The organism is Microbispora sp. NBC_01389 (assembly GCF_045040095.1).
Lineage (GTDB): Bacteria > Actinomycetota > Actinomycetes > Streptosporangiales > Streptosporangiaceae > Microbispora.
This window is the reverse complement of record NZ_CP109552.1, coordinates 7398118-7418936: the sequence shown is the minus strand read 5'-3', so window position 1 is coordinate 7418936 and position 20819 is coordinate 7398118. Positions and strand designations below refer to the sequence as shown.

At 71.0% G+C, this 20819-nt stretch carries 20 protein-coding genes and 2 tRNA genes; 20 read left to right on the top strand and 2 right to left on the bottom strand.

Annotation, left to right across the window (positions count from 1 at the left end):
* The first annotated feature begins 401 nt into the window (after nucleotides 1-401).
* From OG344_RS32705 to OG344_RS32645, 13 genes are all read left to right on the top strand, one after another.
* Nucleotides 402-1391, top strand: a complete 990-nt coding sequence (locus OG344_RS32705; protein WP_405089220.1) for a LacI family DNA-binding transcriptional regulator — start codon at nucleotides 402-404, stop codon at nucleotides 1389-1391.
* Between the two features lie 79 nt (nucleotides 1392-1470).
* On the top strand, nucleotides 1471-2466 hold the full coding sequence (locus tag OG344_RS32700; RefSeq protein ID WP_327047058.1) for an ABC transporter substrate-binding protein: 996 nt from the start codon (nucleotides 1471-1473) through the stop codon (nucleotides 2464-2466).
* Nucleotides 2467-2554: 88 nt separating this feature from the next.
* Complete coding sequence (locus OG344_RS32695; protein ID WP_405086390.1) at nucleotides 2555-4066, top strand: sugar ABC transporter ATP-binding protein; 1512 nt, start codon at nucleotides 2555-2557, stop codon at nucleotides 4064-4066.
* On the top strand, nucleotides 4063-5109 hold the full coding sequence (locus OG344_RS32690; RefSeq protein ID WP_405086389.1) for an ABC transporter permease: 1047 nt from the start codon (nucleotides 4063-4065) through the stop codon (nucleotides 5107-5109). The genes OG344_RS32695 and OG344_RS32690 overlap by 4 nt, the downstream gene beginning before the upstream one ends.
* Complete coding sequence (gene yjfF / locus OG344_RS32685) at nucleotides 5106-6092, top strand: galactofuranose ABC transporter, permease protein YjfF (protein WP_405086388.1); 987 nt, start codon at nucleotides 5106-5108, stop codon at nucleotides 6090-6092. The genes OG344_RS32690 and yjfF overlap by 4 nt, the downstream gene beginning before the upstream one ends.
* A gap of 45 nt (nucleotides 6093-6137) precedes the next feature.
* A complete protein-coding gene (gene araB, locus OG344_RS32680; protein ID WP_405086387.1) occupies nucleotides 6138-7787 on the top strand; it encodes a ribulokinase in 1650 nt (549 codons plus the stop codon).
* Nucleotides 7784-8443 carry an L-ribulose-5-phosphate 4-epimerase gene (locus tag OG344_RS32675; protein ID WP_327047053.1) on the top strand — a complete coding sequence of 220 codons (660 nt, stop codon included), beginning with the start codon at nucleotides 7784-7786 and terminating at the stop codon, nucleotides 8441-8443. Before araB ends, OG344_RS32675 begins: the two co-directional genes overlap by 4 nt.
* The gene (gene araA / locus OG344_RS32670; protein ID WP_405086386.1) at nucleotides 8440-9921 is read left to right on the top strand and encodes an L-arabinose isomerase; all 1482 of its coding nucleotides are present in this window, start codon (nucleotides 8440-8442) and stop codon (nucleotides 9919-9921) included. Before OG344_RS32675 ends, araA begins: the two co-directional genes overlap by 4 nt.
* Before the next feature lie 103 nt (nucleotides 9922-10024).
* Nucleotides 10025-10097, top strand: a tRNA-Ala gene (locus OG344_RS32665).
* A gap of 285 nt (nucleotides 10098-10382) precedes the next feature.
* The gene (locus tag OG344_RS32660; RefSeq protein WP_405086385.1) at nucleotides 10383-11000 is read left to right on the top strand and encodes a class I SAM-dependent methyltransferase; all 618 of its coding nucleotides are present in this window, start codon (nucleotides 10383-10385) and stop codon (nucleotides 10998-11000) included.
* A 39-nt stretch (nucleotides 11001-11039) separates the two neighbouring features.
* The gene (locus OG344_RS32655) at nucleotides 11040-12485 is read left to right on the top strand and encodes a SpoIIE family protein phosphatase (RefSeq protein WP_405086384.1); all 1446 of its coding nucleotides are present in this window, start codon (nucleotides 11040-11042) and stop codon (nucleotides 12483-12485) included.
* A gap of 74 nt (nucleotides 12486-12559) precedes the next feature.
* A tRNA-Ala gene (locus tag OG344_RS32650) sits at nucleotides 12560-12632 on the top strand.
* Between the two features lie 45 nt (nucleotides 12633-12677).
* Nucleotides 12678-12884, top strand: coding sequence for a DUF6203 family protein (locus OG344_RS32645; RefSeq protein ID WP_405086383.1), 207 nt, complete (start codon nucleotides 12678-12680; stop codon nucleotides 12882-12884).
* A gap of 7 nt (nucleotides 12885-12891) precedes the next feature.
* Here OG344_RS32645 and OG344_RS32640 read toward each other — a convergent pair whose 3' ends face one another.
* On the bottom strand, nucleotides 12892-13935 hold the full coding sequence (locus tag OG344_RS32640; protein WP_405086382.1) for a GlxA family transcriptional regulator: 1044 nt from the start codon (nucleotides 13933-13935) through the stop codon (nucleotides 12892-12894).
* A 71-nt stretch (nucleotides 13936-14006) separates the two neighbouring features.
* Between OG344_RS32640 and OG344_RS32635 the strand changes: the two genes are divergently transcribed.
* The 6 genes from OG344_RS32635 (at nucleotide 14007) to OG344_RS32610 (ending at nucleotide 19733) form a co-directional block, all read left to right on the top strand.
* Nucleotides 14007-15266: an MFS transporter gene (locus tag OG344_RS32635; RefSeq protein WP_405086381.1), complete on the top strand. Its 1260-nt coding sequence runs from the start codon at nucleotides 14007-14009 to the stop codon at nucleotides 15264-15266.
* Nucleotides 15263-15964: a peptidyl-tRNA hydrolase gene (locus tag OG344_RS32630; protein WP_405086380.1), complete on the top strand. Its 702-nt coding sequence runs from the start codon at nucleotides 15263-15265 to the stop codon at nucleotides 15962-15964. Before OG344_RS32635 ends, OG344_RS32630 begins: the two co-directional genes overlap by 4 nt.
* Before the next feature lie 76 nt (nucleotides 15965-16040).
* Nucleotides 16041-17066 carry a hypothetical protein gene (locus OG344_RS32625; RefSeq protein ID WP_405086379.1) on the top strand — a complete coding sequence of 342 codons (1026 nt, stop codon included), beginning with the start codon at nucleotides 16041-16043 and terminating at the stop codon, nucleotides 17064-17066.
* Nucleotides 17067-17104: 38 nt separating this feature from the next.
* On the top strand, nucleotides 17105-17692 hold the full coding sequence (locus tag OG344_RS32620; RefSeq protein WP_327047044.1) for a nucleoside triphosphate pyrophosphatase: 588 nt from the start codon (nucleotides 17105-17107) through the stop codon (nucleotides 17690-17692).
* Between the two features lie 10 nt (nucleotides 17693-17702).
* The gene (locus OG344_RS32615) at nucleotides 17703-18509 is read left to right on the top strand and encodes an EI24 domain-containing protein (RefSeq protein WP_405086378.1); all 807 of its coding nucleotides are present in this window, start codon (nucleotides 17703-17705) and stop codon (nucleotides 18507-18509) included.
* 111 nt (nucleotides 18510-18620) lie between these two features.
* Complete coding sequence (locus OG344_RS32610) at nucleotides 18621-19733, top strand: DUF4192 domain-containing protein (protein ID WP_405086377.1); 1113 nt, start codon at nucleotides 18621-18623, stop codon at nucleotides 19731-19733.
* Here the strand turns inward: OG344_RS32610 and OG344_RS32605 are convergent.
* A complete protein-coding gene (locus tag OG344_RS32605) occupies nucleotides 19712-20062 on the bottom strand; it encodes a hypothetical protein (RefSeq protein ID WP_327047041.1) in 351 nt (116 codons plus the stop codon). The genes OG344_RS32610 and OG344_RS32605 overlap by 22 nt on opposite strands.
* A gap of 225 nt (nucleotides 20063-20287) precedes the next feature.
* Here OG344_RS32605 and OG344_RS32600 point away from each other — a divergent pair, with 225 nt between their 5' ends.
* The gene (locus OG344_RS32600) at nucleotides 20288-20812 is read left to right on the top strand and encodes a DUF4870 domain-containing protein (RefSeq protein ID WP_405086376.1); all 525 of its coding nucleotides are present in this window, start codon (nucleotides 20288-20290) and stop codon (nucleotides 20810-20812) included.
* Nucleotides 20813-20819: the final 7 nt, after the last annotated feature.

Here is a 20819-nt window from a genome sequence, read left to right as displayed (position 1 = left end):
CGGGCACGGATGGGATGCCGCTGGGATGCCGCTGGGATGCCGCCCGCGCCGGCGCCCACTGCCACCGCTCAGGACGATCCCGTCATCACGCCAAGTAACCACCGCGGATGCCCGCGAGGCCGGTGAACAGGTGTTTCCGGTCATGCGATGCGCTCCTCAAATGGTTCTGTTAACGATAACATAGCGTCCGGGACGATGGGTGAGCGTTAACAGCCGAGTTTCGGTCATCAGTAAAGGTCTATGCGGCATGTCCGTCAATAAGGTGTTACCAGGATGTTTCGGCGTAACCGGACCGTGACCGGCGACCTCCTTGACGCAGGGTTGTGTTAACGCTCACAGTTCTTGCCAAGCAGTTGAGAGGAGCGACCGTGGGACCCAGCGTCGAGCGCCGCCCGCCCGTCATGGCCGACGTGGCCAGGCTGGCCGGAGTGTCGCACCAGACGGTCTCGCGGGTGCTCAACGATCACCCGAACGTCCGCGCAGAGACCCGCACCCGGGTCATGCGGGCCATCGACCAGCTCGGATACCGCCGCAACCTCGTCGCCCGGGCACTGGTCACCAAGCACTCGCGCACGCTCGGCGTCGTCAGCTTCGATACGACGCTGTACGGCCCGGCGAGCACGGTATACGGAATCGAGCAGGCCGCCAGGGACGCGGGCTACTTCGTGAGCATCGTGAGCCTGCGGACCATTGACAGGGCCGGCGTGAACGACGCGATCGGCTACCTCGCCGAGCAGGGCGTCGACGGCATCGTCGTCGTCGCTCCGCAGCGATCGGCGGCCCGTGCGCTCGACGACCTGCCGGCGGGCATGCCCGCCGTGGCCGTCGAGGGCTGGCATCAGGGCGACGTCTCCGTGGTGAGCGTCGACCAGGTCGAGGGAGCCAAGCTGGCGACCTCGCATCTGCTCGGCCTCGGCCACGAGACCGTCTGGCATGTCAGCGGCCCCGCTGACTGGCTGGAGGCCGAAGGGCGATGTGAGGGCTGGCGCGCGGTACTGACCGAGGCGGGGCGCCGCGTACCCGACCTGCTGACCGGAGACTGGAGTCCTCGATCGGGCTACCAGGCCGGAAAGCACCTCGCCGCGATGGTCGGCGACGTCACCGCGGTGTTCGTCGCCAACGACCAGATGGCGCTCGGCCTGCTGCGGGCGTTCACGGAGGAGGGGGTGAAGGTCCCCGAGCAGATCAGCATCGTGGGCTTCGACGACATCCCTGAGTCGGAGTTCTTCTCCCCACCGCTCACCACCATAAGACAGGACTTCGGGGCCGTCGGCAGGCGCAGCATCGACGTGCTGCTCCGGCAGATCGAGTCGAACGAGCCGTTGCCCTATGAACGGCTCGTGGTGCCTCCCCAGTTCGTACGAAGGGGAAGCACGACCGGCGTGCGCTAGCCGTACGGAAATCAACCAATTGATCGGCGCTGACCACCTGACCTGTGTTAGCGCTAACAGCGATGAAAGGATCCCCCCAGTGTTGAAGAGGATCTCGGCACTGATCCTGGCGGGCGCTACCGCCCTGACGATGGCCGGATGTGGCGGTGGCGACGGCGACACGTCGGCCAGCGGCGGCTCGTCCGGCGGTGGCGACGACAAGATCGTTATGGGCTTCTCGCAGGTCGGCGCGGAGAGTGGCTGGCGTACCGCCAACACCAAGTCCGTCCAGGAGTCGGCCAAGGAGGCCGGCGTCGACCTGAAGTTCTCCGACGCCCAGCAGAAGCAGGAAAACCAGATCAAGGCCATCCGCTCCTACATCCAGCAGAAGGTCGACGTGATCGCCTTCTCGCCGGTCGTGGAGTCGGGCTGGGACACCGTGCTCAAGGAAGCCCAGACCGCGAAGATTCCGGTCATCCTGACCGACCGGGCCGTGGATTCCAAGGACACCAGCCTGTACAAGACCTTCCTCGGCTCCGACTTCGTCGAGGAGGGCAAGAAGGCCGGCCAGTGGCTGGTCGACGAGTACAAGGACAGCAAGGACACGGTGAACATCGTCGAGCTGCAGGGCACCACCGGCTCGGCGCCCGCCAACGACCGCAAGGCGGGCTTCGGCGACGTCATCTCGGCCGATCCGAAGTTCAAGGTCATCGCTTCGCAGAGCGGCGACTTCACCCGGGCCAAGGGCAAGGAGGTCATGGAGGCCTTCCTCAAGTCCAACCCCAAGATCGACGTGCTCTACGCGCACAACGACGACATGGGCCTCGGCGCCATCGAGGCGATCGAGGGCGCGGGTAAGGTCCCGGGCAAGGACATCAAGATCATCACCGTCGACGCGGTGCACGACGGCATGCAGGCCCTCGCCGACGGGAAGATCAACTACATCGTCGAGTGCTCCCCGCTGCTTGGCCCCCAACTGATGGACCTCGCGAAGAAGGTCGTCAAGGGCGAGCAGGTTCCGCCGCGCGTGGTGACCGAGGAGACCACCTTCACCCAGGAGCAGGCCAAGGAGGCTCTGCCCAACCGCCAGTACTGATCGTAAGCACTGCTTTCCTCACCGGGCCGCCTCTTCCCGGGGCGGCCCGGTGCCGCGACAGTGATGAGGACGAGAGAGGGGCTCCGCTATGGCCGCGCCCGCGCCGATCCTGCGGATGAGCGGGATCGGCAAGCAGTTCCCCGGCGTGAAGGCGCTGGACGACGTCGACTTCCGGCTGCTGCCGGGAGAGGTGCACGCCCTGATGGGTGAGAACGGCGCCGGCAAGTCGACGCTCATCAAGGTGCTTACCGGCGTCTACGACATCGACGCCGGCGAGATCGAGCTGGAGGAAAGGCGGGTCGCCTTCTCCAGCCCGCTGGCCGCCCAGCAGGCGGGCATCAGCACCGTCTACCAGGAGGTCAACCTCTGCGCCAACCTCTCGGTGGCGGAGAACATCTTCATCGGCCGCGAGCCGCGCCGGCTCGGCCGGATCCAGTGGAAGAAGACGCGCCGCCGGGCGGAGGAGATCCTCTCCCGACTCGACCTCGACCTCGACGTGTCGGCGCCGCTGTCGTCGTACTCGCTGGCCATCCAGCAGATGGTCGCGATCGCGCGGGCAGTGGACATCGACGCGAAGGTGCTCATCCTGGACGAGCCCACCTCCAGCCTGGACGCGGGGGAGGTCGCCCAGCTCTTCCGGGTGATGCGCCGGCTCAAGGAGCAGGGCATCGCGATCCTGTTCGTCTCGCACTTCCTCGACCAGATCTACGAGATCTCCGACCGCATGACGATCCTGCGCAACGGCACGCTCGTGGGGGAGTACCTCACCAAGGAGCTGAGCCAGGTCGAGCTGGTCGGCAAGATGATCGGCCGCGAGCTAGCCGACCTGGAGAAGCTGGAGGGCCGCCCGCCCGCCCATGAGGCCGCGCCGCTGGTCGAGGCCGAGCAGCTGGGCCGGTCCGGTGCGATCGAGCCGTTCACGCTCACCATCCACGAGGGGGAGGTCGTCGGCCTGGCCGGGCTGCTCGGCTCGGGCCGTACGGAGATCGCCCGGCTGCTGTTCGGCGCCGACCACGCGGGCACCGGCGCACTGAAGATCGACGGTCAGGCGGTCAGCCTGCGCACGCCCCGTTCGGCGGTCGCCCGCAAGATCGCCTTCTGCTCGGAGAACCGGCGGACGGAGGGGCTCATCCCCGACCTCACGGTCCGGGAGAACGTCATCCTGGCGCTGCAGGCGGCCCGAGGCTGGACCAGGCCGATCCCGCGACGCAGGCAGGACGAGCTGGTCGACAAGTACATCTCCGCGCTGAACATCCGCCCGGCCAATCCCGAGCAGCTGGTCCGGAACCTGAGCGGCGGCAACCAGCAGAAGGTGCTGCTGGCCCGCTGGCTGATCCTGGAGCCCCGCCTGCTCATCCTCGACGAGCCCACCCGGGGCATCGACGTCGGAGCCAAGGCGGAGATCCAGCGCCTGGTCGCCGAGCTGTCGGACGGCGGGATGGCCGTGCTGTTCATCTCCGCCGAGCTGGAGGAGGTGCTGCGGCTCAGCCACAAGGTCGGCGTGCTGCGCGACCGCCGGCTGGTCGCCGAGCTGGACAACGACGAGGGCCTGACCACCGACAGACTCACGGAGACGATCGCGAGCGGAGCCATCTCATGACGCGGTTCCTCAGACACCGGCTGTTCTGGCCCGTCGTCATCCTGGTCGCCCTGCTGGCGCTCAACCTCGTCTTCACCGACAACTTCTTCCGGGTGCAGATGAAGGACGGCCACCTCTACGGCAGCCTCATCGACATCGTCCGCTTCGGCGCTCCGCTGATCCTCGTCTCGATCGGTATGACGCTCGTCATCGCCACCAGCGGCATCGACCTGTCGGTGGGGTCGGTCGTCGCCATCGCCGGCGCGCTGGCCTGTCTGCGCATCAGCGACCTGGGCGACCAGAACTCGATCGGCGGGGTCCTCGGAGCGGTCGGGATCGCGCTGGCGCTCTCGGCCGTGCTCGGCGTGTGGAACGGCCTTCTGGTCGCGGGCATCGGCATCCAGCCCATCATCGCCACGCTGATCCTGATGGTCGCCGGGCGCGGGCTGGCCCAGCTCATCACCGACGGCCAGATCACCACGGTCAACAGCTCGCCGTACAAGCTGATCGGCGGCGGCTACTGGCTCACGCTGCCGTTCTCGATCATCATCGTGGCGGTCGTGTTCGCGCTCACCGCGTTCCTCACCCGGCGCCTCGCGCTGGGCCTGCTCATCGAGTCGGTCGGCGGCAACGCCGAGGCGAGCCGCCTGTCGGGCATCAGCGCCCGCGGCGTGCTCATCACGGTGTACGCGTTCTGCGGGCTGTGCGCGGGCATCGCCGGACTGATGATCAGCTCGAACGTCTCCAGCGCCGACGGCAACAACGCCGGTCTGTGGATCGAGCTCGACGCCATCCTCGCCGTCGTGATCGGCGGCACCTCCCTGGCGGGCGGCCGCTTCTCGCTCGGCGGGACGGTGCTCGGCGCGCTCATCATCCAGACGCTGACCACCACCATCTACTCCATCGGCGTCCCGCCGGAGACCACGCTGCTGTTCAAGGCGCTCGTGGTGACGATCGTCTGCCTGCTGCAGTCCCCGGCCTTCCGCGAGAAGGCGTTCCACCGCCGCAGGCGCCCGCAGGCGTCGAGCCCGGTGGCCGAAGAGAAGGTGAGGGTCTCGGCATGACGAGCGTCACCGGTCTGCTGGACCTCCGCCGCACGGTCCCGCAGAAGTACATCCCCGTCATGGTGACGGCGGGTCTGTTCGTCGCGATGTTCGTCGCGGGCGGCATCCGCTACCGGGGCTTCGCCACCGGGCAGATCGTCCTCAACGTCTTCATCGACAACGCGTTCCTGCTGGTCGTCGCGGTCGGGATGACGTTCGTCATCCTCACCGGCGGCATCGATCTGTCCGTCGGATCGGTGGTCGGGCTCTCCACGATGGTCAGCGCCAGCCTGCTGAAGGACGGCTGGCCGGCGTTCGGGGTCATGGCCCTGGTGCTGCTGATCGGCGCGGTGCTCGGCCTGGGCATGGGCGCGATCATCCACTACTTCGAGATCCAGCCGTTCATCGTGACGCTCGCCGGGATGTTCCTCGCCCGCGGCCTCTGCTACACGATCAGCACCGACTCGATCCCGATCGAGAACTCGACGTTCACGGCGATCGCCCAGACGCGGATCGACCTCGGCGGCGACATGTGGGTCTCGCCGAGCGTGCTGATCGCGCTCGTGGTCGTGCTGGCCGCGGCGTACGTGCTGCACTACACCCGGCTAGGGCGCAACGTGTACGCCACCGGGGGCAGCGAGCAGTCGGCCCTGTTGATGGGCCTTCCGGTGGCCCGGACGAAGATCGCCGTCTACACCGTCAGCGGGTTCTGCTCGGCGCTCGGCGGCCTGCTGTTCGCCTTCTACTCGCTGTCGGGATACGGGCTGAGCGCCGTCGGCATGGAGCTGGACGCGATCGCCGCGGTCGTCATCGGCGGCACGCTGCTCACCGGCGGCAGCGGCTACCTGCTCGGCACCGTGCTCGGCGTGCTCGTGCTCGGCCTGATCCAGACGATCATCAGTTTCGAGGGCACGCTGAGCTCGTGGTGGACCAAGATCTTCATCGGCCTGCTCCTGTTCGCCTTCATCCTGCTGCAGCGGGTGATCACCGCCAGGCGCAGATAGCGCGGGCCCGGGTCCCCTCTCCCTTCTCCCTGGTTTGGAGTGCTTGTGAGCGCTAACAGCGAGCGTTACGTCATCGGCGTCGACTACGGCACACTGTCCGGCCGTGCCGTGGTGGTGCGGGTGAGCGACGGCGAGGAAGTGGGCGGCGCCGTCCACGAGTACGCCCATCGGGTGATCGAGGAGGCGCTGCCGGGCTCGGGGGTCCGCCTCGGGCCCGACTGGGCGCTGCAGTCACCGGCGGACTGGATCGACGTGTTGCGGCACGCGGTGCCGAAGGCCCTGGCCGCCGCGCAGGTCCCGGCCGATCGGGTGGTCGGCATCGGCACCGACTTCACCGCCTGCACGATCCTGCCCGTCACCGCCGACGGCCACCCGCTGTGCGAGCGCTTCCCCGAGCGGCCGCACGCCTGGCCGAAGCTCTGGAAGCACCACGCGGCCCAGCCCCACGCCGACCGGATCAACGCCCTGGCCGCCGAGCGCGGCGAGCCGTGGCTGCCGCGGTACGGCGGCAAGATCTCCTCGGAGTGGCAGTTCGCCAAGGGCCTGCAACTGCTGGAGGAGGACCCGGAGCTCTACGGCCTGGCCGACCGGTGGATCGAGGCGGCCGACTGGATCATCTGGCAGCTCGCCGGCGTGGAGACCCGCAACGTCTGCACCGCCGGATACAAGGGGATCTTCCAGGACGGCGCCTATCCGTCGGAGGACTTCCTGGCCGCGCTCAATCCCGGCTTCGCGGGTTTCGCCGGGAAGCTGGGCGCCGACCTGGCGCCGCTCGGCGGCCTCGCCGGCCGGCTGACCGCGCGGGCGGCCGAGTGGACGGGCCTGCCCGAGGGGATCGCCGTCGCGGTCGGCAACGTCGACGCGCACGTCACCGCGGCCGCGGCCGACGCTGTGCGGCCGGGTCAGATGGTCGCCATCATGGGCACCTCCACCTGCCACGTCATGTGCTCCGACCAGCTCGCCGAGGTGCCCGGCATGTGCGGCGTCGTGCGCGACGGCATCGTCCCCGGGCTGTGGGGCTACGAGGCGGGCCAGTCCGCCGTCGGCGACATCTTCGCCTGGTTCGTGGACAACTGCGTGCCCGCCTCGTACGCCGAGCGGGCCGCGGAGGCGGGGCTCGGGCTGCACGAGTACCTGACCTCGCTCGCGGCCGGGCAGAAGGTCGGGCAGCACGGGCTGGTCGCGCTCGACTGGCACGGCGGCAATCGTTCGGTTCTGGTCGACCACACCCTGTCGGGGGTCGTTGTCGGGCAGACGCTCGCCACCCGCCCCGAGGACGTCTACCGCGCGCTCATCGAGGCCACCGCGTACGGCGCACGCACGATCGTGGAGACCTTCGAGGCCGCCGGGGTGCCGGTCGAGGAGTTCGTGGTCGCCGGCGGCCTGCTGAAGAACCGGTTCCTCATGGAGATCTACGCCGACGTGCTGCGCCGCCCGCTGTCGGTGATCGGCTCCGACCAGGGACCGGCGCTGGGCTCGGCGATCCACGCCGCCGTCGCCGCCGGGGACTACCCCGACATCACCGCCGCCGCGGCGGCGATGGGCAAGCGCGAGACCGCGGTGTACGCGCCCGACAAGGAGCGGGCCGACGCCTACGACCGGCTGTACGCCGAGTACCGGAGGCTGCACGACCACTTCGCGGACGGTGATCTCCTGCACCGGCTCCGCGCGATCAGGAACGAGGCCAGTGCATGATCGAAGAACTGCGCAGGACCGTGTGCGGGCTCCACGCCGAGCTGGTGCGGTACGGCCTGGTGGCGTGGACGGCGGGCAACGTCTCGGGCCGGGTGCCCGGGGAGGACCTGTTCGTCATCAAGCCGAGCGGCGTGTCGTACGACGACCTGACGCCCGAGTCGATCGTGGTGTGCGACCTGGACGGCCATCTCGTCGAGGGCGACCTCGCGCCCTCCAGCGACACGGCGGCGCACGCCTACGTCTACCGGCACATGCCGGAGGTGAACGGCGTCGTGCACACGCACTCCACGTACGCCTCGGCCTGGTCGGCCCGCGGGGAGGCGATCCCGTGCGTGCTCACCGCCATGGCCGACGAGTTCGGCGGCGAGATCCCGGTCGGGCCGTTCGCGCTGATCGGCAACGACGACATCGGCAAGGGGATCGTGGAGACCTTGACAGGTCACCGTTCCCGTGCGGTGCTGATGCAGAACCATGGAGTGTTCACCATCGGGGAGTCGCCGAAGGCGGCGGTCAAGGCCGCCGTCATGTGCGAGGACGTCGCCCGCACCGTCCACATCTCCCGCCAGCTCGGTGAGCCGCTGCCGATCGCCTCCGGCGACGTCGACAGCTTGTACGACCGCTATCAGAACGTCTACGGACAGAGGAGTCACCTGTGAGGTTTTGGTTCCTGACCGGCAGCCAGGGCCTGTACGGCGAGGACACGCTGCGGCAGGTGGCCGAGCAGTCCCAGCGCATCGCCGAGACCCTCGGCGAGGGCCTGCCGTTCGAGCTCGAGTGGCGGCCGGTGCTCACCGACGCGGCGGCGATCCGCCGGGTGTGCCTGGAGGCGAACGCCGACGACGAGTGCGTCGGCCTGATCGCGTGGATGCACACGTTCTCCCCGGCCAAGATGTGGATCGCGGGCCTGGACGCGCTGCGCAAGCCGCTGCTGCACCTGCACACGCAGGCGAACGTGGAGCTGCCGTGGAGCTCCATCGACATGGACTTCATGAACCTCAACCAGGCGGCCCACGGCGACCGCGAGTTCGGCTACATCCAGTCCCGGCTGGGCGTGCCGCGCAAGACCGTCGCCGGGCACGTCAGCGACCCCGCGGTGGTGGCGCGGATCGGCACCTGGGCGCGGGCGGCGGCCGGCCGGGCGGAGGTCGGCTCGCTGCGCCTGGCCCGCTTCGGCGACAACATGCGCGACGTGGCGGTGACCGAGGGCGACAAGGTCGAGGCGCAGCTGCGGTTCGGGGTGTCGGTGAACACCTACGGCGTCAACGAGCTGGTCGAGGCCGTGGACGCCGCCTCGGACGCCGACGTCTCCGCCCTGGTCAAGGAGTACGACGACCTCTACCGGATGGCGCCCGAGCTGCGCGTGGGCGGCGACCGGCACGAGTCGCTGCGCTACGCGGCGCGCATCGAGCTGGGCCTGCGCCACTTCCTGGAGGGCGGCGGCTTCAAGGCCTTCACCACCAACTTCGAGGACCTCGGCGGGCTGCGCCAGCTTCCCGGCCTGGCCGTACAGCGGCTGATGGCCGACGGCTACGGCTTCGGCGGCGAGGGCGACTGGAAGACGTCGGTGCTGCTCCGCACGCTCAAGGTGATGGCGGCGGGCCTGCCCGGCGGCACCTCCTTCATGGAGGACTACACCTATCACCTCACCCCCGGCGAGGAGGTCATCCTCGGCGCGCACATGCTGGAGGTCTGCCCGACGATCGCGTCGGACACCCCCTCCTGCGAGATCCACCCGCTGGGCATCGGCGGGCGCGAGGACCCGGTCCGGCTCGTGTTCGACGCCGAGCCCGGCTCCGCCGTGGTGGTCGGCCTGTCCGACATGGGCGAGCGGTTCCGGCTGGTGGCCAACGAGATCGACGTGGTCGCCCCGCCCGAGCCGCTGCCGGCCCTGCCGGTCGCGCGGGCCGTCTGGCGGCCCCGGCCCGACCTGCGCACCTCCGCCGAGTCCTGGATCACCGCGGGCGCCCCGCACCACACCGTGCTGTCGTCGGCCGTCGGGGCGGATGAGCTGACCGACTTCGCCGACATGCTCGGCGTCGAACTGCTCGTCATCGACGAGGCGACCACTCCCCGGCAGTTCGCGAAGGAACTGCGGTGGAACCAGGCCTACTACCGGCTCGCGCAGGGATTCTGACGTCCGCACGGCCCTTCCCCCTTCTCAGGGGCTTCCCGGGGGAGGGGCCCGTCCGCCGGTTACCCGCCTCCACGCGGACTCCTATACACTGGCTGCGTCGCACGGGGCTATAGCGCAGCTGGTAGCGCACCTCCATGGCATGGAGGGGGTCTGGGGTTCGAGTCCCCATAGCTCCACACACAGGAACACACAGGATCGCCGAAGGGCGGCCGGACCGCGTGACTCGCGGTCCGGCCGCCCTTCGGCGTCGTTCCCCGGCTGGTCAGACACACCGGCGACATAAGGGTTGACAATGATCATTGACTCGATTTCCTGCCAAAAAGCCTAAATAGCTTCGGTATGTCTTGACTTGGTGGGGCGAAGCCCCCTATCTAGAAGAAAGCAAATACAGCTGATCACCAATGGCGGCCATGATGACAATCGAGTCAGGACCGGACAATCCGCGTCGGGAGTACCGAGCCATGCAGGCTGAGGCGTTCAATCGCATCGGCGCCCGGTACGACGAGGCGTTCCCACACAAGGAGGGACAGGTCACCGCCGGTGAATGGTTGATCAAGCAGCTCCAGCCGGGAGCGCGGGTCCTCGACGTGGGCTGCGGCACCGGCGCTCCCACCGCGCAGCAGTTCGCCGAGGCGGGCTGCGAGGTCACCGGCATCGACATCTCCCCGGTCATGCTCGACATAGCCAGGAAGAACGTGCCGGTCGGCACGTTCTTCGAGACCGACGTGCTCGACCTCGACGCCTCGCTCGGCACGTTCGACGCCGTGACGGCCTTCTTCAGCCTGCTCATGCTGCCCCGGCCGCAGATCGAGCGGGCGCTCGGCCGGATCCACGCCGTGCTCGCGCCCGGTGGCCTGTTCTCGCTGAGCATGGTGGAGATCGACCTCGACGACGTGCCCTTCCAGTTCCTCGGCGCGCCGGTGCGGGTGACGGGGTATCTGCGCGACGAGTTGCGCGGGATCGTCGAGGCCGCGGGATTCACCGTGCTGTCGGAGAACCACATCTCGTACGCGCCGGCGACCACGCAGGCGCCGCCGGAGATCCAGCTCTTCGTCAACTGCCGGCGTGACCATCGCTGAACGGCCGCATCCGTGTGGGGAGACGGGGATCCGTCGACCATGCTGCACGACGTCAGCGCGATCGTCCGGGCCGTGGGCGACAGCCCCGGCCCGGAGGAGGCGACCAGGGCCCTGTGCGAGGCGGCGGTGCCGGGGCTGGCCGACGCCGCCGCGGTCTACGTGGACGGCGCCGTCTGGCACCGGGTCGATCCCGGCGAACGGCTCCCGCTGCGGTGGACCGGCGACGACGCCGGTAGTGAGAGCGCCCTGCTCGACGGGCGCCTGCTCGCCGTGCCGCTCCGGGCGTACGGAACGGTCGTGGGCTGCGTGCTGCTGGCGCGCGACGCCGGGCGGCCGCCCTTCGGCCCGGCGGACCTGTTCGCCGCGGGACAGTTCGCCGTTCCCGTGGCGCTCACGATCTTCCACGGCCGGCGCGACCGCAGCCAGGTCGAGATCGTCGAGACGCTGGAGCGTGACATGCGCCCGGGCGCCCCGCCCGACCTGCCCGGGCTGGAGATCTCCTACCGGTACCGGCCGGCGGCCGAGCGGGTGGGCGGCGACTGGTACGACGTGATCCCGCTGCCGGGCAGCAGGGTGGCCCTGGTCGTCGGCGACGTGATGGGGCACGGGCCCGCCGCCGCGGCCGTGATGGGCCGGCTGCGCACGGTCGTGCAGACCCTGGCCGCGCTCGACCTCCCGGCCGAGCAGGTGCTCCACTCGCTCGACGACGTGGCGCAGCGGCTGGCCGAGCAGACCATCACGACCTGCGTCTACTGCGTGTACGACCCGGTGCTGCGCCGGTGCACGATCGCGAGCGCGGGCCACCTGCCGCCGATCCTCCTGGGCGCGGACGGCCGGGCGGAGGTGCTGTCGCCGCCTCGGTGCCCGCCGATCGGGCTGGGTCGCACCCCGTTCGAGACGATGGAGATCGCGGCGGAGGACGGCAGCATGCTCGTCCTCTACACCGACGGGCTCGTGGAGGAACGCGGGGAGGACATCGGCCAGAAGGTGGAGGATCTGCGCCGCCGGCTCTCGGACGGGACGCCGATCGAGGACCTGACCGACGCCGTGCTGTCGGCCGCCCGGGCCGACGACGTCACCATGCTGGCCATCCGCTTCCGCGGCATCCCGAGTGAGCACGTCGCCCAGTGGATGATGGAGCCCCAGCCGATGACGCCGTCGCGGGTCCGCGGCCTGGTCCGCCGTACGCTCGACGCGTGGGGTCTCGCGTCGATGACCCCCGTGGCCGAGCTGCTCGCGTCGGAACTCGTCACCAACGCCGTACGGCAGACGTCGCGGCCCGTGACGATCAGGCTGCTGCGCACCGACCACCTGCTCTGCGAGGTCAGCGATGACAACCACCGTCTTCCGGTGCAGCGCGAGCCCGGGCTGCTCGACGAGGACGGCAGAGGGCTCTACCTCGTGGGCCAGCTCGCCGAGCGCTGGGGGACGAGCCGGGTCGCGGGTGGGAAGACCGTGTGGTTCTCGATGCCGATCCCCGGCTGACGGGATCTTTTTCGGTTAGGCGCTGCCCCGGAAGTCCTATACACTGGCGACGCGCCGCTGGGCGGCGTGGGTAAGGGGCTATAGCGCAGCTGGTAGCGCACCTCCATGGCATGGAGGGGGTCTGGGGTTCGAGTCCCCATAGCTCCACCGAAACAGCGATTATCGCGCCCGTCCCGGGTAGGGGCGAGCGTCATGAAGAGAATCCTTCAGCTCGTCGTCACCCGCTGGCTGACCCGTACGCCGATCGGGATGGTCGTGCTCGGCCTCGGCTGGCTGTTCGCGCGCAAGCGGCGCGCGGATCAGCGGCAGCAGGCGCAGACCCAGGTGCGCCGCGCGCCGGGCCGCCGGTCGGACGACCGGTACGACCGGCGGAGGCCGGTCGCGGGCGGCCGCCGCTGATCATTCCTCAGGAGAGCGCGGCCGGGGTGCGGAACGTCTGCCGGTAGGCGAGCGGGGACACCCCGACGGCGGCGTGCAGATGCTGCCGGAGTGAGACCGCGCTGCCGAACCCCGCCTTCCCGGCGATCGCGTCGACCGGCAGATCGGTGGTCTCCAGCAGATGCCTGGCGTGCGCGACGCGCTGCCCGGTGAGCCACCTGGCCGGGCTGAGGCCGGTCTCCTCCCGGAACCTCCGGGTGAAGGTCCGCACGCTCATGCGGGCGTGCGCGGCGAGGACGGTCAGGTCGACCGGTTCCGCCAGATGTTCCAGCATCCACGTCCGGGTGGGGGCGGTGGTCGTCCCCGCCGGGTCGGGCAGCGGCCGCTCGATGTACTGGGCCTGCCCGCCCTCGCGGAACGGCGGCGTCACGCACCGGCGGGCGGTACGGTTGGCCACCTCCGTGCCGTGGTCGCGCCGGATCACGTGCAGGCACAGGTCGATGCCCGCCGCCACCCCGGCCGAGGTCAGCACATCGCCGTCGTCGATGAACAGCACGTCCGGATCGAGCCGTACGCGGGGGAAGAGGGCGCGGAAGACCGCGGCGTTGCGCCAGTGGGTCGTCGCGGGCCGCCCGTCCAGCAGACCGGCGGCGGCGAGCACGAAGGCGCCGGTGCAGATCGAGATCAGCCGGGCCCGCCCGGCGACCGCCAGCAGCGCCTCGCGCACCTCCTCGTCGAGCGTGCCGTCCGTCAGCGCGCGCCCGTCGTGTACGCCCGGGACCACCACCGTGTGCGCCGTGGCGAGCACGTCCAGGTCGTGGTCGGGGAGGACGCGGTAGCCCGCCCGGGTCCGCACCGGCCGGCCCCCCGGGGAGCAGGTGACGACCTCGTAGAGCGGCCCACGTCCGGGGTCACGTCCGGGGTCACGTCCGGGGTCACGTCCGGGGTTACGGCGAGCGGCCAGGAACACCTGCCCGGGGATGCCCAGGTCGAGCGGCGCGAAGTGGTCCAGGACCATTACGGCGACGCGGTGCGGGCCGGAATGCGGCGCGGGGTGCGGCGCGGAATGCATGGCCGGATTCTTTCACATGTTGACCTCCCGGCCACTGTCCGCCCGGCGGGCGCGACGGGAGGATACTCGCCATGAAGTCGATACACCGTGCCTGGACAGTGGCCGCCGTCGCCTTCGTCGCGATCATCGGGGCGGCCGGCTTCCGGGCGACGCCCGGCGTGCTGATCATGCCGCTGCAGGACGAGTTCGGCTGGACGAGGGGCACCATCTCGCTGGCGGTGTCGGTCAACCTCATGCTCTACGGGCTGTGCGCGCCGTTCGCGGCGGCCCTGATGGACCGCTTCGGCATGCGCCGGGTGGTCGCCTGCGCTCTGCTACTGGTGGCCGTCGGCAGCGGCCTCACCGTGTTCATGACCGCGAGCTGGCAGCTCGTCGCGCTCTGGGGGGTCCTGGTCGGGGCGGGCTCCGGCTCGATGGCGCTCGTCTTCGCCGCCACGCTGACCGACCGCTGGTTCGTCCGGCACCGCGGCCTGGTCACGGGCGTGCTCACGGCCGGCGGTGCCACCGGGCAGCTGGTCTTCCTCCCACTGCTCGCCCACCTCGTGGAGGAGCGGGGCTGGCGGCCGGCCTCGCTCACGGTGGCCGGGGCCGCGCTCGCCGTCGTTCCCCTTGTGTGGTTCCTGCTCAGGGACACCCCCGAGGAGATCGGCCTGACCGCCCTGGGGGCCGACGGGCCGGTCGTCCGTACGCCGGGAGGGGGCGCCGCCGCGCGGGCCGTACGGGTGCTGCGGGACGCGGCGCGCACCCGCTCCTTCTGGTACCTCGCCGGGGGCTTCGCCATCTGCGGCGCGAGCACCAACGGCCTGGTCGGCACCCACTTCATCCCGGCCGCCCACGACCACGGCATGCCCGAGACCGTCGCGGCCTCGCTGCTGGCCGTCATCGGCGTGTTCGACATCGCCGGCACGATCTTCTCCGGGTGGCTGAGCGACCGCGTGGACGCGCGGCTCCTGCTCGTCGTCTACTACGCCCTGCGCGGGCTGTCGCTGCTGGTCCTGCCGCAGTTGTTCGCCGCCACGACCGAGCCGAGCATGCTGGTGTTCATCGTCTTCTACGGCCTCGACTGGGTGGCCACCGTGCCGCCGACCGTGGCCCTGTGCCGCAGGATCTTCGGCGCGGACGGCGCGGTGGTGTTCGGCTGGGTCTTCGCCTCCCACCAGGTCGGCGCGGCCGTCGTCGCCACCGTGGCCGGCGTCACCCGCGACCATCTGGGGAACTACGACCTGGCGTGGTACGGCGCCGGTGCGCTGTGCCTGCTCGCGGCGCTCATGTCGTCCCGTGTCGTCACGCGTGTCCGGGACCGCCGCGATGCTGCGATCCTTGTCGGGTGACCGAGCGCGTTCTTCCCCTGGTCGTACGCATCGAGCGGGCGGCGCCGCCGCGCCGCACCGACGCGCTGGAGGCGGCGGCGACCGCCGTGCCCCGGCTGCTCGACCACGCGGAGAACGGGCACGAGTGGGACGGGGACGAGTGGGACGGGGACGAGTGGGACAGGGAGATCGCCGAGTGGCAGGACGGCCGGATCAGGAAGGTGGTCAGGCGGGCCCGTGGGGCCGAGTGGCGGCGGGCGCTCGCCCTGCCCGGGATCACCGTCGCCGTGCGCACGGCCGAGGTGCGGGTGCATCCGCCGGTGCCGCTGGACGACTGGCCGCGTGACCTCGCCCGGCTCCAGGTGTCGGGCACCGATCTGGCGGACGCCCCCGACGACGCCGTTCCGCCGGAGCCCGGCCCCGATGACGTGGTGCTCTGGGTCAACCCCCGGCTGACGATGACGGCGGGCAAGGCGATGGCCCAGGCGGGCCACGGCGCGCAGTTCGCCTGGTGGGGCGCGGGCGAGGCGGACAGGGCGGCCTGGCGCGGGCGCGGCTTCGCCGTACGCGTCCGGACGGCGGGTCCCGGCCGGTGGGACGCGCTGGCCGCGAGCGGCCTGCCGGTGGTCCGGGACGCCGGGTTCACGGAGATCGAACCCGGCTCGGCGACGATCGTCGTGGACGCCCCCTGGCTGCGGGCGGGCGTTCCCGATCTGTGATGGGGAAGGCACCCGAAAAACCGGGATATGCCGTACGCTCCCGATCGTGTCACCTGGGGACAATGGGACGAAGGCCGTGCCTTCCTACATAGCGGCCGAGGCCGAGACCACGCCACTGCCGAAGATCACGGTCCCGCCGCCGGCACCGGCGTCGAACTCCGGCAAGGGCCTCGGGGACCTGCCGATGCGGGTGGTCTACCGGGCGGTCGTCGTGGCCGCGGGGGTCGGCATCCTGGGCGCGGGTGTCGCCTTCGTGGTGCTCGGCCGGGGCGCTCCCGCTCCGGTCGCCCAGGGGGCCGCCCAGCAGGGAGCGACGCAGCAGGGAGCGACGCAGCAGGTGGTCCTGCCGAGCGGGGTGGCCAGCCCGGCCGCGGTGGCGGGCGACGTGGGAACCGGCGGGGGGATCGGCACGGCGACCGAAGCCGTGGCCACGCCCGGCCTGAGCCCGCTGTCCAGTGCCAGCCCGCTCAGTGCCAGCCCGCAGGCCGGTGTGAGCCCGCCCGGTGTGAGCCCCGAGCCCTCGCCGGGCTCGCCCGACACCGCGATGGCGGCGGCCCTGCACGATCCCCGGGTGCCCACGCTGCCCGCGAACGAGCGCGAGCTGCGCCGCCGGCCCGGGCATCCGGCCCACATCCGCGGCCTGGTCAAGGACCGGCGTTCCGGCGTCGCCCTGCCGCGCTTCACCAAGTCGTGGACGCTCGCCAAGGCGAGCCCGTTCGCCTCCCGGCAGGTGCTGCCGAAGGTCAAGGGGATGTCGTACCGGGGGCTGCTGGTCTCCTGCCCGGTGCCGATCCCGCAGCAGGCGACGCTGCGCGACACCGCCTTCCTGGCGGCGCGGTGGACGCTCAACCACCATCCGTCCGGCGCGACGATCACCTGGACTGCCTCCCAGCCGATGAAGGCGGGCAAGCGGGAGGGCTGGCTGCTGGGATACACCGTGCACTACACGGTGAAGGGCAAGAAGCGGACCTCGGCGGCGGCGCTCGCCCTCGTGGACGTCCCGGACAGGAAGCCCGCCGTCGTGTTCGTCACGATCCCCGACAGCCAGAAGAAGCGCTGGCGCGACATCAACGCCGTGATGTCCTCCGTCAAGGCGCTCTGAGACCCGGATCCGCTGCGCGCGGCACTAAGCTTCGCGGTGTGACGGAACTGATACTCGCCTCCGCCTCACCCGCCCGGCTGGGCGTCCTGCGGTCGGCCGGGCTCGACCCCAAGGTGATCGTCAGCGGGGTCGACGAGGACGCGATCACGGCCGCCACTCCCGAGGAGCTCTGCCTGAAGCTGGCCGTGGCCAAGGCCGTCGCGGTGTCGCGGACGCTCGGCGACGGCTACGTGATCGGCTGCGACTCGGTGCTCGAACTCGACGGCGTCGCGTACGGCAAGCCGGGGACGCCCGAGGAGGCGGTGCGCCGCTGGCACATGATGCGCGGCAGGACCGGCCGGTTGCTGACCGGGCACTGCGTCATGGACGTCGCCGGGGGCGGCACGCGGTCCGAGGTCGCCGCGACCATGGTGCGGTTCGGCACCCCGTCGGACGAGGAGATCGGCACGTACGTCGCGAGCGGCGAGCCGCTGCGGGTGGCGGGGGCGTTCACCCTCGACGGCCTGGGCGGCTGGTTCGTGGAGGGCATCGAGGGCGACCACGGCAACGTGCTCGGCATCTCGCTTCCGCTGCTCCGCCGCCTGCTCGCCGATCTCGGCGTGCCGGTGACGCGCCTTTGGCGCTAGCCTGCCCGCCATGAGTGGCATCGAGCGGCCCGCCGGGCGGCGTGGCGTCGGCGGTTTCGCCGAGGGGATCGGCTTCTGCTTGCGGGGTCTCGCGTGGGTCGCCCGGCATCCCCGCTGGTGGGTGTTCGGGCTGATCCCGGCCCTGATCGCGCTCGTGCTCTACGTCGCGGCGCTGGGGTGGCTGGGCACGCACGCCACCGACGTCGCGGCCTGGGTGACGCCGTTCGCCGACGACTGGAGCTGGCGCGACGTGTTCCGCACGCTGGTCGGCGTGATGATCGTCGTGGTGGGTCTCGCGCTCGCCGTGCTGACGTTCACCGCCGTCACCCTCGTGATCGGCGACCCATTCTACGAGAAGCTCTCGGAGAAGGTCGAGGAGGATCTGGGTGGAGTTCCCGGCGTCGACCTGCCCTTCTGGTCGTCGCTGCTCCGTTCGGTCCGCGACAGCCTCGTGACGCTGTGGTACGTCGTGCTGTTCACGGTGCCGCTGTTCGTGCTCGGGTTCGTGCCGGTCGTGGGCCAGACCGTGGTGCCCGTGGTCGGCGCGTTCGTCTCCGGATTCTTCCTCACGGTCGAGCTGACCGCCCTCGCCATGGAGCGGCGGGGCCTGCGGCGCAAGGAGCGCTTCGCCCTGCTCCGCGCGAACCTGCCGGTCACGCTCGGGTTCGGCGTGCCGCTCTTCGTCGCGTTCATGGTGCCGCTCGTCAGCGTGGTCGCGATGCCGGGCGCCGTCGCCGGCGCCGCCATGCTCGTGCGCCTCCGGCTCGCGCCCGCGGCCCTGCCGGGAGGCCAGGCCAGGGACACGAAACCCGTCTGACGGGGGCCGACGGGGTCCGGGCGCCCACCCGGCCCTCCACAGGTGGCGGGTTGTCCCCAGGGCCGGATGACGGCCGTCCGGGCGGGGCGCCGTCCGGCGAGGCTGTCCGCCATGACGACTCCGAAGCTCGTGCTCTCGACCCCGGCGGACATCCTCTCCGCCGTGCCCTACCTCGTCGGTTTCCACCCGGCCGACAGCCTCGTGGTGACCGGGTCCACCGGTCCCGAGGTGCGTCTGACGACGCGGTGGGACCTCCCGGCCGATCCCGGGGAGCTCGACCGGCTGGTCCCGTTACTCCGCCGCGAGGCGGTGACCTCCGCGTTCCTCGTGGGCTACGGCCCGGGCGCCCTCGTGACCCCCGTCGTCGACGAGGTGACCCGGCTGCTGCGGGCCGGGGACATCCGCGTGACGGAGAGCCTGCGGGCCGAGGGCGGGCGCTACTGGTCCTACTCCTGCGGCAGCGCGACCTGCTGCCCGGCCGAGGGCACGCCGTACGACACCGGCGGCAGCCGGGTCGCGGCCACGGCGGTGATGCACGGGCTGGTCGCGCTGCCCGACCGGGGCAGCCTGCGCCGCTCCGTCCAGCCGTCCGGCGGGACGCGGATGCGGCAGGCCACGCTCCGCGTCGTGGCGGCCCTGCGCACGCGCCTCGCGGCCCGTCACGCAGTGGCCGAGGCGGCGACTGAGGCGGCGACTGAGGCGGCGACTTCGGCGGCGGACCTGGACGAGGAGGTCGCGCGGTTCGTCGGCGAGGCGCTGGAGCGGGTGCGCGCCGCGATCGGCCTGTACGACTCGGGGGGCAGGCTCGGCGACGAGGAGGCCGCGCGGCTCGGGCTGGACCTCGCCGTGATCAGGGTGCGGGACGAGGCGTGGGCGCTGATCGACGACCGGGACGCGCACCTCGCATTGTGGCGTGACCTCACCCGGCGGCTGGAGCCGCGCCACGCCGCGCCCGCGGCCTCGCTGCTGGCGGCGGCCGCGTGGCACCGGGGGGAGTGCGCGCTCGCCGGCATGGCGCTGGAGCGGGCACTCGCCGCTGATCCGGGCTACTCGATGGCGTTGCTGCTACGGCAGGCGCTGACGCACATGATGTCTCCCGCCATGCTCCGCGACCGCATGCCCACCCCGGCGGAACTCGACGACGAGATGGGCGCCCCGAGAGCCGTCTGGCTCGCGCCGCTGCGCGCGCTGCTGGCGCCGGCTCAGACCGGGTCGCTGTCCTGAGCCTGACGACGGCGCTCGTTGTAGGCGCGCATCCGCGCGGGATACCCGGTGAGCTGCACGTCGTAGACCGGCAGGGCGAGATCTCTGGCGACCTTGGCGATGACGGCGGGCGATCCGACGCGGCGGCGGGTCCACTCCCCGTCGTGGGCCACGGCCACCGCCGTGGTGTCGGTGGCGAAGGTCTCGGGCTCGACGTAGAACTCCACACCACGCCGGGTCTTGGCGAACTCGATGAGCGCCTCGATGTCGGCGTCGGTCGCCTCGCGGTCGAACTTGGCCACGCGGACACCGCGCCGCCGCCGGAGCCCGTAACGATCTCGCCATCTCATAAGTGCTTGTATACCGTGCCGCAGATCACGATGGTGTTAAGGGAACGGTCTCGGGGCCATGTCGGGGATGTCCCTGATGTCGGGGGCGCCTCTCCGGAGCAGGATGGAGGCAGACTGGAGACAAGCCGAGCAGGCCGTCGACGGAAGGCGATATTTCTGATGCCCGCGACAGCGACACCACCGTGGCAGGGCCACCCGGCCCCCATGCCGCACCCTCAGTTGCGCGTGACGAACCAGGACCGTGAACAGGTGGTCGAGCACGTCAAGGCGGCCTACGCCGAGGGCAGGCTCGACAAGCACGAGATGGACGAGCGGCTGGACCGGGCGATGACCGCCCGCACCCACGCCGACCTCATGCCGATCATGAACGACCTGTACGGCGCCCGGCCGGCGTACGTGCCCAGGCCGCCCGCGTCCTTCGCTCCCGCCTCCGCCGTGGAGGGAGGCGACCGGGCCGGAGCGGCGGCCGCGCACCTGTTCGCACTGGCGGGCTTCTTCGTCGTCGGCCCCCTGCTGATGATGGTGACCGCGGGCCGCACGTCCCCCTACATCAGGCGGCACGCGGTGGAGGCGCTCAACTTCCACCTCACCGTGATCGGCGCGACCATCCTGCTGCCGTTCACCGTCGTCGGGGTCGTGCTGGTGCCGGTGGTCTGGGTCCTCGGGCTGGTCCTGTCCGTCGTCGGCGGGGTGTCGGCGATCGCCGACACCGAGTTCCGCTATCCGCTGACGGTCCGCCTCGTGAAGTAGGCCTCGT